The 15688-nt window shown below is 38.1% G+C and carries 6 protein-coding genes; 2 read left to right on the forward strand and 4 right to left on the reverse strand.

The genetic code is table 11. The features are described from left to right. The first annotated feature begins 120 nt into the window (after nt 1–120). Nucleotides 121–1869, forward strand: coding sequence for a T9SS type A sorting domain-containing protein (locus CHU_RS02120; RefSeq protein WP_011583826.1), 1749 nt, complete (start codon nt 121–123; stop codon nt 1867–1869). 128 nt (nt 1870–1997) lie between these two features. Here CHU_RS02120 and CHU_RS18730 read toward each other — a convergent pair whose 3' ends face one another. Both CHU_RS18730 and CHU_RS02130 read right to left on the reverse strand, forming a co-directional pair. After that, complete coding sequence (locus CHU_RS18730) at nt 1998–3386, reverse strand: glycine-rich domain-containing protein (protein WP_011583827.1); 1389 nt, start codon at nt 3384–3386, stop codon at nt 1998–2000. Between the two features lie 140 nt (nt 3387–3526). Next, the gene (locus tag CHU_RS02130; RefSeq protein ID WP_011583828.1) at nt 3527–6733 is read right to left on the reverse strand and encodes a 6-bladed beta-propeller; all 3207 of its coding nucleotides are present in this window, start codon (nt 6731–6733) and stop codon (nt 3527–3529) included. Nucleotides 6734–7065: 332 nt separating this feature from the next. Between CHU_RS02130 and CHU_RS02135 the strand changes: the two genes are divergently transcribed. Beyond that, nucleotides 7066–7437: a hypothetical protein gene (locus CHU_RS02135; protein WP_011583830.1), complete on the forward strand. Its 372-nt coding sequence runs from the start codon at nt 7066–7068 to the stop codon at nt 7435–7437. Between the two features lie 83 nt (nt 7438–7520). On the opposite strand, the gene CHU_RS02140 is transcribed toward CHU_RS02135, so the two are convergent. Both CHU_RS02140 and CHU_RS02145 read right to left on the reverse strand, forming a co-directional pair. Continuing rightward, nucleotides 7521–7997 (reverse strand): hypothetical protein, encoded by a 477-nt coding sequence (locus CHU_RS02140; RefSeq protein ID WP_011583831.1) that lies wholly within the window; start codon nt 7995–7997, stop codon nt 7521–7523. Nucleotides 7998–8114: 117 nt separating this feature from the next. Beyond that, nucleotides 8115–15446: a T9SS type A sorting domain-containing protein gene (locus CHU_RS02145; protein ID WP_011583832.1), complete on the reverse strand. Its 7332-nt coding sequence runs from the start codon at nt 15444–15446 to the stop codon at nt 8115–8117. Nucleotides 15447–15688: the final 242 nt, after the last annotated feature.

Raw genomic sequence — 15688 nt, forward strand, 5'->3', positions numbered from 1 at the left:
GCAGATCATAGCAGCCTGTATATAAAAGATATTGGCAAGTCAGTTTTACATATAATTCTTTAGTAAGATTATACAAATGGAATTATATATCGTACTTTTAAATATATAAAAATACTCATTATGAAATATCTGAAACTTATTTTTACACTTGTGTTTGCGATGCAATTCGCTTTAGTACAAAGCCAGGATCTAAAATGGGCGGGCGATTTCGGTAGCAATGATCAAAACTATGTGAACTCCCTTATCACCAAAGTTGCCGGCAATGGCGACTACATTGTTACAGGGATTTTATATGGTACAGTAGATTTTGATTTTAGTTCGGGTGTTAAAAATCTAACATCAGATCGAAAAAATGTTTTTATTGCCCGCTATTCTTCAACAGGAAGCTTTATCTGGGTTAAATTATTAAAAGGAACCAGGGGATTTTATGAATCTTCAAATCCGACCATTAACATTGATAAGGATGATAATATTATTCTGGGCATGAGATCGGATCATACCGTTGACTTTGATCCTTCCGATGCAGGTGAATACAAATTGCAAAGTGCATACAACGATACGGAAGCAGCCTATTTAGCCAAATATGATGGGAATGGAAATTTTATCTGGGCCAAAAAATTCCAGGCAGACAGAGGATTATACCCGAATTTTATTGAAACAGATGCCGTTGACGGAAGCATTTATCTTGTTGGTGGCTATTATTACACACAGGATTTTGATTTTGGCGCTGGTATTACTTCACTATATGGAAGCAGTCAGACAAACACTATTTTTCTTGCCAAATACAATCCAACAGGAGACTTGATTTTTGCCAAAATCCTTATGAGCACAAATGATGGTGTTGGTATTACAGCTATGAAAATGATAAATAATTCAGAATTTGTTTTTGCAGGCAATTTGATTGGTGCCAATTTCAATCCAGGCGGCACAGCTGCATATTTTTATGTTGGAACAAATGGCGGATATGTTGCTAAGTATAAAACAGACGGCACATTTATTTGTGCCAATGCAATTTATATTGAAAATTATATTGGAGATATTAGTGATGTAACAACAGATCGTGACGGTAATATGTATGTGGTTGGAGATTTTTCAGGCTCCGTTGATTTTAATGGACGTACAACTGAGGGGCAGGTAATTGTGGCGAAAAGCTCCTATGAAACAGATGGTTTTGTAGTAAAATATAATGCTCAGGCAGAAGTTGTATGGTATTTCTCAATAGGAAATACAGACTGGGATTCTTGCAATGGCATAGAAATAGACAGTAAAAATAATTTACTTATTGTAGGTCTTTTTACCGGAGAGGTTGATTTTGATCCGGTGCTTTCAAGTTACCAAACACTTGTAAATCCTGCAGGCGCATCGGTATATGCTGCATCGTATACGCTTGATAAGCAATATATAAACGCTAAACAATTAGCATTTTCACCCAGCAATATGGTTATGAGTCCGGGTATGATCATAAAAGCATCTGATGATTTTATGATAGGTGCTATTGCATATAATCCTACAGATGTTGATCCTTCTTCAAATGAAGTACTTGTTCATACATTTCCATCAGATTCAGGTCCCAGAGAATATCTGTCGGTATACAATTTGAACACAACTCCGATAACTACATCAATCTTAAATCAACAAACAGCATCGTTTACAGCATATCCCAATCCTGTGACCGGAGACGTACTTTACATTACCAATGTGCCGGAAGATATACTTAACTCCAGACCTGTACTTACTTCGCTGGATGGACGTACTATTTCGCTGGCGTATACACAAGATCAGGAAAAACTTACAATAGACTTGAATGGGTTAGCGAAAGGAGTATATTTTATAACCATGGATGGTCACTCCGTAAAAATAATCCGATAATATAAAAACCATACTGACTATTATTTAGTCAGTATGGTTTTTATATTTTTTATAAGATACACTCCGGTTTATAATCCGGATACGTGTGTATGATTTATTAATTAACGCGCATGGCTGGTTATACGTTATCAGTCACCGCCGCATCCGCCACAGCCTCCTCCTCCGCAACTGCCGCCGCTGCTCCCGCAACTGCTGCCACAGCTTGATCCGCAGGAAGTACCACAACTGTTTCCGTTGTGTCTGGATGTATAATCAACCATGGGCTTTAAGCCTGATGCAATAATTGTACCTCCAAGCACGTATTTCCATTGCCAGGATGGATATGCTGTTTGAGTAATATTCTCCGGAATAAAAATGTTGTCAAATTCATTCGGGAATACACTATGCCAGAAATATTTCCGGATAATAGTTATATAAATCGCGGCAGACAGTATACACAAAACAAGTGTTACAATCAGAAATCCGACAGGTTTATTGTACATGAATCCTGTTGCCAACCGGATCAAAAGCAGCATCAGCAGAACACCTAAAGTAGCTGTAGATAACAGGATCATTTGTACATACACAACCGATGATATGATTTTTTTATTCAGCTCACCCTTCACCTGATGTATTTTAACAATCAACGGAATGGCATTAACAGCCTTCAGTAGCTGGGCATAAAAAATAGGGCGGCCATTTTTCTTGATCTCATTATATAAAACTTTTTCAATGGAATCCTGAACGTCAGGTTCGCGATTCAGTTTGAGAGTATTTTCAGCAGTAATGCGAACATGTTTTTGTTTCACCATCCGGCTTACATAATAGTGAATTACATAAGATGTATTCTGAAATTTAATGCTTGTCAGTTCAAGCGGAGATAAATGTGTAATAATACTGTTTGACTTCCATTGACGTATGATTGCCAATGCACCTTTTTTATATTGCCGGAAAATAAGAAACATGGCAAGGCTCCATGTACTTATAAAACAAATGAGGAATGCAGGATTGGGTATCTTACGTATGCTTGATTCGGTTAGCAGATAAATAAAATAGGATGAAAAAAGCAGTACAGCTATAATTTTAAATGCATCAACTTCTGCATACCTGGATTTTTTTATTGGAATGGAATCATAGACCGTTGCATAATTCCAGATCACTGCGGGCTGTTTGCCAAAGTGCTGTTCGTACAATGTTTGTGTACGCTGCTTTGCCTGTTCAAATTTTAATTTTTCGGCGGGGTTATGTGTGGAAGGTATGTGATCTATCCGCTTGCCGAGCAGCTGACAGAAAGCATTATACGATTGTGTAAAGAGCAGGTGCTGATGCCAGACAATGTCAACGATTTCAGAAGGTGAAACCATGTTGTTGCTTGTTGCTGCAAGGAACATGAATTTTTTGTATTCCAGAATGGCTTGTTGGGTAATATAATCCGGCCAGTTATTTTCAAATGCCAGCCGGACAGAAAAATTATAGGCATCATCCCTTTCATCAAGCGGGAATGATTTTACTGAATCCCAAAGAGTTTGGTTAATCATATCGTAAACATAATACTTTAAAATTAATCAAAAGAAAGTAGCAATGGAACACATGTAATTAAAAGCAAAAGCCGGAATACTGTTTTAGGTTATTCCGGCTTTTACTTAATTCAATACATGTAAACACATGAAGAGCTGCATTACATTTTTATAACTTTGCTGTTTTGAGTTGTGCCATTTTTTAAAACAATTTTTATCAGCAGCAAACCTCTTAATTGCGTATCAATTTCAGCGGTTGTATGCTTTTCACTTAATCCGTTAATGTCATAGATCAGTACATAGTCAATGGGCTCAGTGATATTGATTTTAAACGTTCCTGTTGTTGGGTTCGGGAACACAAGACATGGGGCGGCTTCTTCCTCGGATAAAGATGTATTGTGGATAGAAGTGACAATCGGTTTTATGTTATTGTTAAGACTGAGTATGTATCCCTGGTTAGGAGCCAGTATGTAAACTTTTCCATTTATGCCTATGTTCATATTTGTTAGAAATTCTACATCATCCGGGTAGGCAGCAGTAAAATCGCAGGCAGAAATAAATTTACCGTCTAACGAGAATTTAGATAATAAAAGATTTGATGTATTGATCTGATAAAAATGATCACCTGCAAGGCAAATTTTATTATATAAATCCTGATAATCACCGGATGCATTGAGCAGGGAAAAGGAACCAACAAGAAAGCCCGATGAATTTATTTTTCTGATAACAGAACCGGCATTCGGCACAGAAAAATAAATGTTAGATTGGGAATCTGCCATAAGATAAAATGCATACTCAAAAGGATTCATTTCATTTGCGACACAAATTGTTAATGTTGAAACAAAAGTACCATCAGAAGTGAATTTTTGTAATCTGCAGTTGCCTTTGTCAAACACATAAACGAAACCTTGCGGATCAATTACAATACGATAGGGCTGATTGAATTGCCCGCTTGAAGTACCTTTTGTTCCCCATTTTCTTATAAAGTTTCCATTCAGATCAAAACATTGGATGGAATTATTGGTTGAATCAACAATGTAAATAATATTGTTTTTAGAAATAGCCATGTCCGTGACTGCATTGAATTTTCCATCAGCAGATCCTTGTCCGCCCCACTTAAGTAAATACGTATTTCCAGCAGAGAACTTCTGTATTTCACGTCTGTCATTTGCTACATACACATTGCCGTTCAGGTCAGCAGTAAAAGCTGTTGCATTGCCAAAATTTCCTTCAAGTCTGTTATAGCCCCCCAATATTTTTTCAAGTGTATTGGCAGAATTAAAAAGATGAATATTATAATCTCCTATAGAGGTTACTGCAAAACTTCCATTGGTTTTATTTACTGCAACAGTTTTAATTATTGCATGCGTAGGTATATCATAACTGGCTATCGTTTCAATGGTATTCTGTAATACACCTGAAGTAGAGAAGGTCATTAAATCATAATTAATCACATAGAGTAAGTTGTTGATTGGATTGTAATCAATGGATTCACAATACTTAGTGCCTAAATCAAAGGATTGAATGAACGTGCCGGAAGAATTAAATTTATGAAGTGCATGAGAATAGGCAGATGAAACATACACATTGTTATCAGAATCAATGCATATAGCCATGAGTTGAGTATTGCTTTCCCTTGAATTCCATTGAAGAAGATAATTTCCATTGTTGTCAAATTTCTGGATGCGATTATTGTTCACATCCAGAACGTATACATTTTGATCTGAATCAATTGCAATATCTCCGGGATAGTTTAATTGGCCATTGCCTGCACCCAGGGTTCCCCAACTTATAAGCAGCATGCCGTCATTGCTGAATTTATTTATAGAATTTCCTGCGATTGAAAAAATATTTCCGGCGTTATCACTTGCAATACGAGGATAATTTTCCGATTCATTTTTTGTGTTCCTTATCCATGTTTTAACAACTGTACCTGCTGCATTGAATTTAATAATATGTCTGTTAAGATCGGTAGCAAAAAAATTTCCCTGCGCATCATAACAAACGTCTTGAAGCTGACGATAAAAACCAACAAGTTTGTTTTGGTATGCACACGTAGCTGATTCAGGATTTATTTTTTCTAATCGAATAGAAATGCCGGTTTGGGCAAGTGAACTGCTTTTTGAACCTGTGTATCCTGTTGCAACAATTTTTCCATCAGCTAAAACGGTTATGTCTTCTAAACGGACATACGCATTTAAACCCGAAAAGAATTCACTGGCTAATGTATAATCATATTCAGGAGAAGAATCTATTTGTCCGTCTTTTGTTGTTGTATAAAAAAAAGGTAAACCATCAACACGCATCACAGCAGAAATAATTTTATTTTCCGGAGTAAATGCCATAGCATAGTGATATCCTTCTGCAAACTCAAAATGTCCATTAGAACCAAAAGAAGAAACAAGTGAGCCCGTATAATTGAGTTTGAAAACAGATGCTTTAGGAGGCAGATTATTTGAACCTGTCATTACTACACCTAAGAACACATCTTCGTTTGAATCAATGAGCATGTCACGCATCTGAGAACGATTGCCAACAATAGGTTCTAAAATATTTATTGTTGAAAATCCATTAGTGCCATACGTTCCATCCAGTGTTCCATTGATAAGTATACGTGCGACAATAACAGTATCAAAACCTGAATTTGAAGCGACCATTACTTCGTCATAAATGTCCATTTCAATTTGGGTACCGAACGTATTGCTCATAAAAGAACTTGTCCATAAACCATTTGTTCCAAAAGATTGATCCATACTTCCATCTTCAGTTAAACGCATTACATACGTTTGCATGGGCGTATTGTCTGAGTATTCTCCTGCAATAATTATTTCTCCTGTTGTTGATAATGCAATATCTGTCAGTTTGTTTTGCGCTTTACCAAAAGGCAAAACTAATTTACCATTTATGCCAAAAGCTTGATCAAGACTTCCGTCAGGCAGGAGGCGGGCTAAAGCAATATCAGAAAAGGAATAGGTTGTGCCGTCTATTGTTTCGTTATATTCAGACATTCCTCCAACAATAATTTTTCCGTCCGTTTGTGTTATGATGGATGTTAAATAAGAGTTTTCATTATTTCTAAAAGATAATGCATTGGGATAAGCGGAAACAGGTAAATTAAAATCTGTATTTATAGAACCATTTGCATTTAATTTATTTACATATCCAAAACGTTGAGATGCATTGGGAAAAATGGTGCCAAGTTGAATAATTGATCCATCAGTCAGTACAACATGTTTAATGTATACAGGGCCGGATTTATCTTCTACATACCCCGAATTATTAAACGTGTAATCTAAGCCGGTAACAGTTTGCCCGTTACATATAGAAACTATTAAACATACATACACAGCAAACAGTATTTTTTTCATATAGATGCAGGAGTTTTAAATTAGATTCAGGTATTTAAAAATAAGGATAATAACTATATAATAAAGGTAAATAATTTAAGTCATAACAAGGTATCTTAATAATGCATTGTTGGTGCTGTTACTGAATAGAAAATAACAGCGCATATAAAATTTTGACAGGAAGAAATTATTCCATTTTATTAGCAGCCATGATTTTACCAGCTGTTTTTGCTTGGAATAATAGCTGGATAATGTTATAATGTTACAATACAATCGTAAAATCCTGTAATAAAAGCCAGCAGGATTATTTGAAATTACACACACTTATTAATCACGCTAACGAAATAACAGGTATGAAAATCATCGCCCTTGCAATCTTCTTATCAGCAGGAATTGCTGGTGCGTTTGCACAAACCAATCCCCAACCGGGAACTACACCAACACCGAATCCATCTACAGCACCTGATAATGGTGTGCCTAACAGTACCATGCCAAATGTAGTGCCCGAGAATAACAGTATTCCGAATAATAAGCCATTGCCGGACAATACTATTCCTAACAGCTTACCGGAGAATCATAATAATACGCCTCCATATACACCTGTTGTTCCGAATACGGACCCGAATAAAAAGACCCCAACGAATCAGAATCCGGTACAGCCATTAAACCCGGGGTCAACAAATCCGGTACCATCGGATCCCAATGATCCGCTTATGATAAAATAATGAACATCGTTTTGTTTTACCCTTGTTCAACTGCTTTGGCGTTGGGCAAGGGTAATTAATTTTAACGTGATGTCGTAGAAATTTTATTCTTCAGCAGGAATAATTTCTACAGGTGCCTTATCAGGCTTATGTATTTCAATACGGTAAGAGTCAGGTATCACAGGAATAGGGAAAATGTCGTTTTTGTAAAACGAAGGTCTGCATACACCTTTTTCATATACGATAAGATATAAGGTTAATTTTTTGTTTATATGATCAATCGAATAAAGCATTTTACGATCAATTTTTTGTTCGCACCCAGAATAAGAATAAGTAACATTCAATAAAAGATATTTATTAAAATTTACCGTTGGAAAGCTATCGCTGGAACATGTACTCCAGGCTTGAATAGTTTCGTATGCTTCACGATCATATACATTTTTTCTAAGCGACATATTTGAGTCATCTTTTTTAATACAATTTGCATTAAGCCATAGCGGCCGGGTTGTGCCTGTATCAATTTGCGCGTGCGCGTGAAAAAGCACAAACAGTAAAGATAATAAGGTGAAAGAAAAGTGCATGGTTGATCTTGATTTCAGTAAAACCCAAACATTTAATTTATCTGAAGGGACATTATAACAAGAAAGCCATGCCGTTATAAAGCAGTATGGCTTTCTTGTTGCTAATCTCTGACCTGATTATTTAATAATTTCGACACGTCTTATTTCAGAGATGTCATTGTATATAAGCCGCAGCATATAGATACCTGAAGACAGTGTTTCCATATTGATGGAAGCATCTGAAGAAAGTTCTTTTGTAAACAGTATTTTGCCTTCTATACTCATTACTTCTATTTGTGTAAATCCCGTGATGTTTGAAAAATGCACATTTCCATAAGAGGGATTTGGATAAATAGTAATATTCTTTAATGCCTGGTTTGTTGAAACATCAGTAGTGATACCCATTTCCTGGAGAGCAATTCTAAAGGTAGAGGTGGCAGATACATTTGTTCTGGCTGTACTTGTGTTTGATACTGCATTGCCAACCATAACGTAATACGTTACACCAGGTGTTAAGGATGAAAGCACGACTTCTTCTAATTCGCCAACGCCAGTATTATTCTGGCATGTAATATCCGATGAAGCAGAACAGGAAGTGGCTACGGAAACAACAGCATCTAATCCCGCAGAACTTTCTAATATGATTTTCATACTGCTGCTGTTTGCTGTGAATTTGTAGAAGAGATCTGTTTCACGTGTGCAGGCAGATGAGAATAATAATGACTTACTGGCATTAATCAGGTCTCCGGAAACGAATTGTATGTTTGGAGAAGGAGTTAACGGAAGTGCATTAGCACATTCATCATTTACCGCTTTAGTGTTTTGTACACATACCGTAAATGTTGTAGATAATAGATTGCCGGGTACACTGCTGCCCATCTTTATATAATAGGTGTTGCCAATAGTCAGGCTGGAAGCTGTAAGCACATCCGATCCGCCTTTTATTGTATTGGGAATACAAAATAATGCAGGCGCAGAGGCATTGCAGGAAGGATACACCCCAACGGCAAGCTGTAAAAATGTACTTCCTGTATATGAAATCTTCACTTCTTCGCTGCTGGCAACAAACTTGTAAAACACATCACTATAGCTGGTACAGCCATTAGAAGCCGATTGCGTTGCCCGTGCTAAATCTCCTGACATGGTATTACAGGTGAATGAAGGTATTATTGAAAGGGCATTCACACATTCATCGTTAGCGGCTGGTGCTAATGATTCCACAAATAAGTAGAAACTGTTGGTGTCAGATGTTAATGCATTAGAACCAACCTTAATGTAATAGGTGTTTCCTATGGTAAGATTAGAAGCTATAATACTGTCTGACATGCTCCCGAGTTCACAATATAAATTGGTTGTTGCCGGACAATTTGAATATAGTCCGACAGATAATGTATGACCAGCAGGATTTGTAAAAAATATTTTAGCAGCATTTGTATTAGCCACAAATTTATAAAATACATCTCTCGCTGCAGAGCAGCCCGTGCTTGATCCGGATTGAAGCGCGTTTATAAAATTGCCCTTTGTAAGATTTCTTACCGTTGTTGGAGTAAGTGTGAATGCTCCCGGACATTCATCATTAGCAACCGGTGGCACATAGGGTGCAACTGCTTCTACCAGTATAGAGAAACTGTTGAGATCACCATGTGCCTGGTTACAGCCCAGTTTGATATAATATGTTTTCCCAACAGTCAGATTCGTGGCCATAATACTATCTGAAGTAGAAGTAATAGACTTGCAATATAAAGCGTTTGCCGGAGTTGCCGGACAACTACCATTTAGAGAGAGCTGGAAGTCTACAGAAGAATTCTGTTTGAAAACGATTTTAGCAGTGGATGCTGTAGCTACAAATTTATAAAACGCATCTTTAATGCCTGCGTAACAGCCATCATTTAATACGTTAGATCTGAGCGCACCTCTTAAATCGCCTTGAGTAAACGAACGTGTCATATTCGGAACAAGTGTTAGTGCTCCGGCACATTCATCATTTACCGGAAGAGGTTCGTCCGGAATATAACCAAGGCTGAAACTAAATGTGCTCTCGGAAGGTGCACTATCTAATGTGCCGAGTCTTAAATAATACGTTTCTCCAACAACCATATTGAAAATACCCCAGGCATTTCCTCCATAGGTGTTTGTGCCGCAAAGCTTAAGTTCAGCGTTGGTACCGCAACCAAGGGTAAGTCCTGAAAACAGGTTAAACGAATTGTTGTAATTCATGATAAGTGTTGCAGATTTTGCAACAAACTTATAAAACCGGTCTTTATATATAACCTGCGAACAACTCGTCTGAACAGATTTTGTCGCCAGAGATAAGTCCGCAAAAATAGTTTCGCCAACGCTTTTTCGAATGAAAGATGCAGGTATTAAAATAGCATTTGCACATTCATCGTTTTCAGGATTTGTTATGGATTGGATACATAACGAAAATTCAGAATTTGTATCGTAAATACTTGTCGTTAATTGGATATAATATGTATTGCCGATAACCAGGTTATGAACATACATGGTGTCTGAATCACTGTAGACTTTTTTAGTACAGCTGGATAATAAATTTATACCAACATGAGAATTACCTTGTACAGCGGCAGTTATGGTAACTGCATTAGAATTCGCAACAAATTTATAAAATACATCTTTCCCTTGATCAAAACCATTTAATAAAGATTTAGTAGCAATAGCTAAATCTCCTGTTATATACGTACATGTTGTGGCTGGCGTAACGGAAATCGCTGTAGCGCATTCATCATTGCTAGCCTGAATTTTCTCGATGCAGAAAGAAAATGTATTTGAAACAGGCGTATTTGTATAGCTTCCTACTTTAATATAGTACGTACTGCCTATTGTTAAATCAAGCGCTCTGATAGTTTCCAGTCCGCCGTTGCCTGCGTTATTTACACACACTAACGGAGTCGTACTATTGCCTGAATATAAGGCTGCTGTTACATCCAGGTTTGCATCGGGCGTAAAAGATAATTTATAATGCGGCGCTCCGGCTACAAATTTATAAAACACATCTTTATACATGGTACAACCATTCGTTGCGGATGATGTTGCATATAACAGATTGCCGGCTGTAGTTATACAAGAAGTTGCAGGCGTAACAGACAACGCATTTGTTAAATCATCATTAGCCGGCATGCCTGATCGTACGCAAATAGAAAATTCCGTGCTGGTTGGTGTTGCGATAGTGCTTCCGACTTTAATAAAGTAAGTATTGCCTACCGTTAAGTTTGTAGCTGAAATAATGTTTGAACCTCCTGCAACGGTATTGTTTATACAATATAATGCTGATCCGGTACAATCGGTTTGTAAACTTACAGCCAGGAATAACCCGGTACTGGCGCTAAAAGCAATGTCTGTATTAGAAGTCTGGGCTACAAATTTATAAAAGACATCTTTGTAGGAAATACATCCATTAGCTGGAGATTGAGACGCTGTTGCTAAATCTCCGTTGGTATAGGTACAGGTCGGTGCAGGAACAATGGTTATCGCACCGGCACATTCATCGGCGGCAGGTTTTTGTATTGTTTGTACACAAATTGAAAACGTAGAGGAAAGCAATCCGCCATTTCTTGAACCGGCTTTAATGTAATACGTATTACCAATTACCAGATCTGTTGCATTAATTGTTTTGGTATTTCCCAGGCCAACATTATCACAATACAGAGCCGTTGTTGCATTGCAGCTTGCGTATACACCAATCGATAAATTTAGATTCGGGCTTGTAGTAAATGTAATATTGGCTACTTCAGATGCTGCAATAAATTTATAAAAAATATCAGAATATGCTGTACAGCCTGCAAGTGTTGATTGGGTAGCGCCCAATAAATCAGCAGTAATGGGATTGCATGTCGATGAAGGCGTAATAGATATTGCATTCACACATTCATCATTTACACGCGGCGTTAAAGATTTTACACAAATTGTGAAATCAGTTGTAGCAGGATTGGTGGTATAACTTCCTACTTTTATATAATACGTATTTCCTACCGTTAAATTCGAAGCAACCAGTTTTTCCGTGTTTCCATATGCATAACTGTCATGTACGCAATATAATGCAGTTGTTTCTGAACAGCCTGAATATAACGCCGCGGTAATATTCAAAGAAGCACTTGCTGTTAAATCAATTTGAGTAATGGCAGCCGTTGCGATGAATTTGTAAAACACATCTGTAGTCATAATGCAGCCATTAGTTGCGGATCTTGTTGATCCGGATAAATTACCGGAAACAGCATTGCAGTTTGATCCTGAAACAAGTGTAATCGCATCCGCACATAAATCATTCGCCGATGAAATTGCCGTCTGGATGCAGATTGAAAATGTTGTAGTGGGTGTATAATAAGAAGTAGCACCAGATATTTTTATATAATAAGTGTTTCCGGTAATTAAGTTGCTTGCAGTAAAAACTTCACCGGAGCCGGTTCCTCCGTTGTTGGTACAATAGAGTGATGTGGTTGCCGCACAATTGTCAAATAGTGCTAATACTACGTCAAGCCCGGTACTTGGTTGAACGTTTATGCTTGCGCCAGGTCCGGTTGCGGTAAACTTATAAAAAACATCCAGGACATTGCTGTTTGAGCAAGAAGTTGGCGCAGACGCTTTTGAAAATGCTAAGTCGCCGTTAACATACGAGCAGGTACCAGACGGCGTGATTTCAATTGCATCCGCACAAAAATCGTTTGCCGGTATTTGCATTGTCTGAACACATACGTCAAACGTAGTGGTAGCAGGCGCGCCATATAAATAGCTTCCTAGTTTAATATAGTAAGTATTACCGGGCACTAAATTCTGAATTGCAAATTGCCTTGCTGCACCAGGTGCGGTAGAATTCACACAAGTCATAGGCGATGTAGCTGTTGTGCTTTCGTATACAGCAATGGTTAGTTGCAATCCTGAACTCGGTGTTGTTGATATATTTGCAATAGGAGATGCTGCAACAAATTTATAAAACACATCCGTTAACATATCGCAGCCATTTGCGGGAGAATGGGAAGCATTTGCCAAATCACCCGAAACATTGTTGCATGTGGTAGATGGAGTTATGCTGGTCGCATTGATTATTTCGTCGTTTGAAGCAGGTGCATAATTTTTAACACAGATTTCAAAAGCAGAAGAGATGGGCGAAGCAGCCGCACTGCCTACTTTAATGTAATAGGTATTGCCAATAATCAGATTGGTAGCTGCAATGGTTTTAGTTTCGCCGGTTTTATAGGTATTAGTCAGACAATAAAGCGGAGTTGTTGCGGCACAGTCTGCATAGATACTTGCGAGTAAATTTAAATCGCTGCTGCTGTTAAATGAAACCATTGTGTTCGTTGCCGTAGCGGTGAATTTGTAAAAGATATCCTGGAACATCGTACAGCCGTTTGCTGCTGATTGTGATGCTCCTGCTAAATTTCCTGCTACATAATTACAGGTTGCCGAAACAGGCAGGTTAGTTGCACCTGTACAGTTATCATTTACCGGAACGACAATTGACTGAACACAGAAAGAGAAATCATAGGCAGTTGCACCCGTGCTGTAAGCACTTCCTACCCGGATATAATACGTATTGCCAACGGTGAGATTTGTAGCGCTGATTTTTTGAGCCCATGCGCTGGTATAATATCCTGTTGCGCAGTAGAGCGGAGTTGTAGCCGTGCAATTATCATATAACGCAGCAACCAGATTGAATCCGGCAGCCTTGTCAAATGTTATGTCCGTACTTGCTGATGTTGCAACAAATTTATAAAACACATCCTGGTACATGGTACAGCCATTCGCCGTAGATTGAGTAGCAGTCTGTATATTACCGGTAATTGTTGAGCAGGATGCAGATGGGGTAACAGCAATAGCACCCGCACATTCATCATTGACTGGAGGTAATTGTACGCATAGGGAAAAGCTTGTACTTGTAGGATTTAGGTACTTGTAACTTCCCACTTTGATATAGTATACATTGCCAATCACTAAATTTGCCGCTGAAATAGTTTTTGGAGAAACAGTACTTGAAGTTGTGCTGCAATATAATGGTGTAGTAGCTGTACAGCTGGCATACAATCCGGCAGAAATATTTAACCCGGCCCCGCTGGTTAACGTAATGCTTGCTTTGGTAGTAGTAGCAGTAAACTGATAAAAAATATCCCGATCCATCAGACATCCATTGGTAGCGGATGTTGTTGCTCCGTTCAGGTCTCCGTTAATATAATTGCAGGCAGCAGATGGTGTTATAACGGTTGCATTTGCACACTCATCGTTTGCAGGTACTGTATTTGATTGTACACATACAGAAAAATTCGTTGTTGACGGATTACCGCGTGCACTGCCTACGCTGAGATAATACGTGGTGCCAACAACTAAATTATAGGCATGCATGACTTCAGAACCACCGACACCTGTATTGTCAATACAATACATTGTTGATGTATTGGTAGGGCAGCTGGCATACAATGTTGCCTTTAAATCCAGATCACTGCTTCCGTTAAGATAGATACTTGTACTTGGAGAGGCAGCTACAAATTTGTAAAAGATATCCTGCTGCGAAACACAGCCGACTGGTTGAGAGGATGCAGATCTGGAAGCGCCGGCTAAATCACCGTTAATGAAATTGCAAACCGGAGAAGGGGTGATAGTAGCTGCACCCGCACATTCATCATTAGCTTTTACAGGCATCGACTGAATGCAGATAGCAAAATCTGTATTCGTTGCACTTGAATAGGTGGCACCAACCTGCACATAATAGGTATTACCTACCGTTAAGTTAGCAGCAGAAATTCGTTCTCCGGAGCCAGGATTCAAGTTGATGCAGTATAACAGGGAAGATGCATTACAGCTTGAATACAACGCAGCCGATACATCAAATGTAGCGCTTGTGGTCAACGTGATTTCGGTACTTGGAGAGGTCGCCGTGAATTTATAAAACACACTTTGATTCATACCACATGAATAATTTGAGTATAAAGCCTCTGTCAGATTTCCGTTCGTATAGCTACACGCAGTAGTTGAAGGTGTAATATTTATAGCTCCATCGCAGGTAGTATTTACAGGAGGAATAACTACACAGATAGAAAATGTTGTATTATTTGGTTTTGTAGAATTTGCACTTCCAACTTTAACATAATAGGTATTACCTATAACCTGATTGGTAGCAATTATTGTTTCGGATCCGTTATAGGAATATGCATTTGAACATGTTATGGGAGTGGCAGCACTGCAGCTTGAATATAAACTCAGGCTTATATCTAATCCTGATCCCGGAGTAACAGAAATAACGTTGATGGCTGAGGTTGCTACATATTTATAAAACACATCCATATAGGTTACGCAGCCATTGGGAGACGACTGTGTAGCGGAAGCCAGGTCTGCGGGCAAATAGGTTCGCGTAGCTGAGGGAGTAAGGGTTATTGCCTGAATACATTCATCGTTTGCCGGGGCTTGGGCAAAAACTAAATGGGTCAATAACAATAAAGGCAAAAGGAAAAGATTTTTCATAAAAGTCAGTCTTGTATCTTGTAAAAGTAGGTATTTTTTAAAAGAAAATTAATCAGAGTATAAATATAATTATACAAATAGTTGATTTTAATTCGGCATTTTTGGCATTTTTCAAACATTTTACAGCAGGATGCCGGTTAAATCCGATACTATAATTATAAACGGAATATAGGCATATAGGTGGCAGTTTAAAGTCAGTGAGAAACTGCGCGGAACGTTTTGCAGGAAAACTTTAACAGTGA

Source organism: Cytophaga hutchinsonii ATCC 33406, assembly GCF_000014145.1.
GTDB classification, from domain to species: Bacteria; Bacteroidota; Bacteroidia; order Cytophagales; family Cytophagaceae; genus Cytophaga; species Cytophaga hutchinsonii.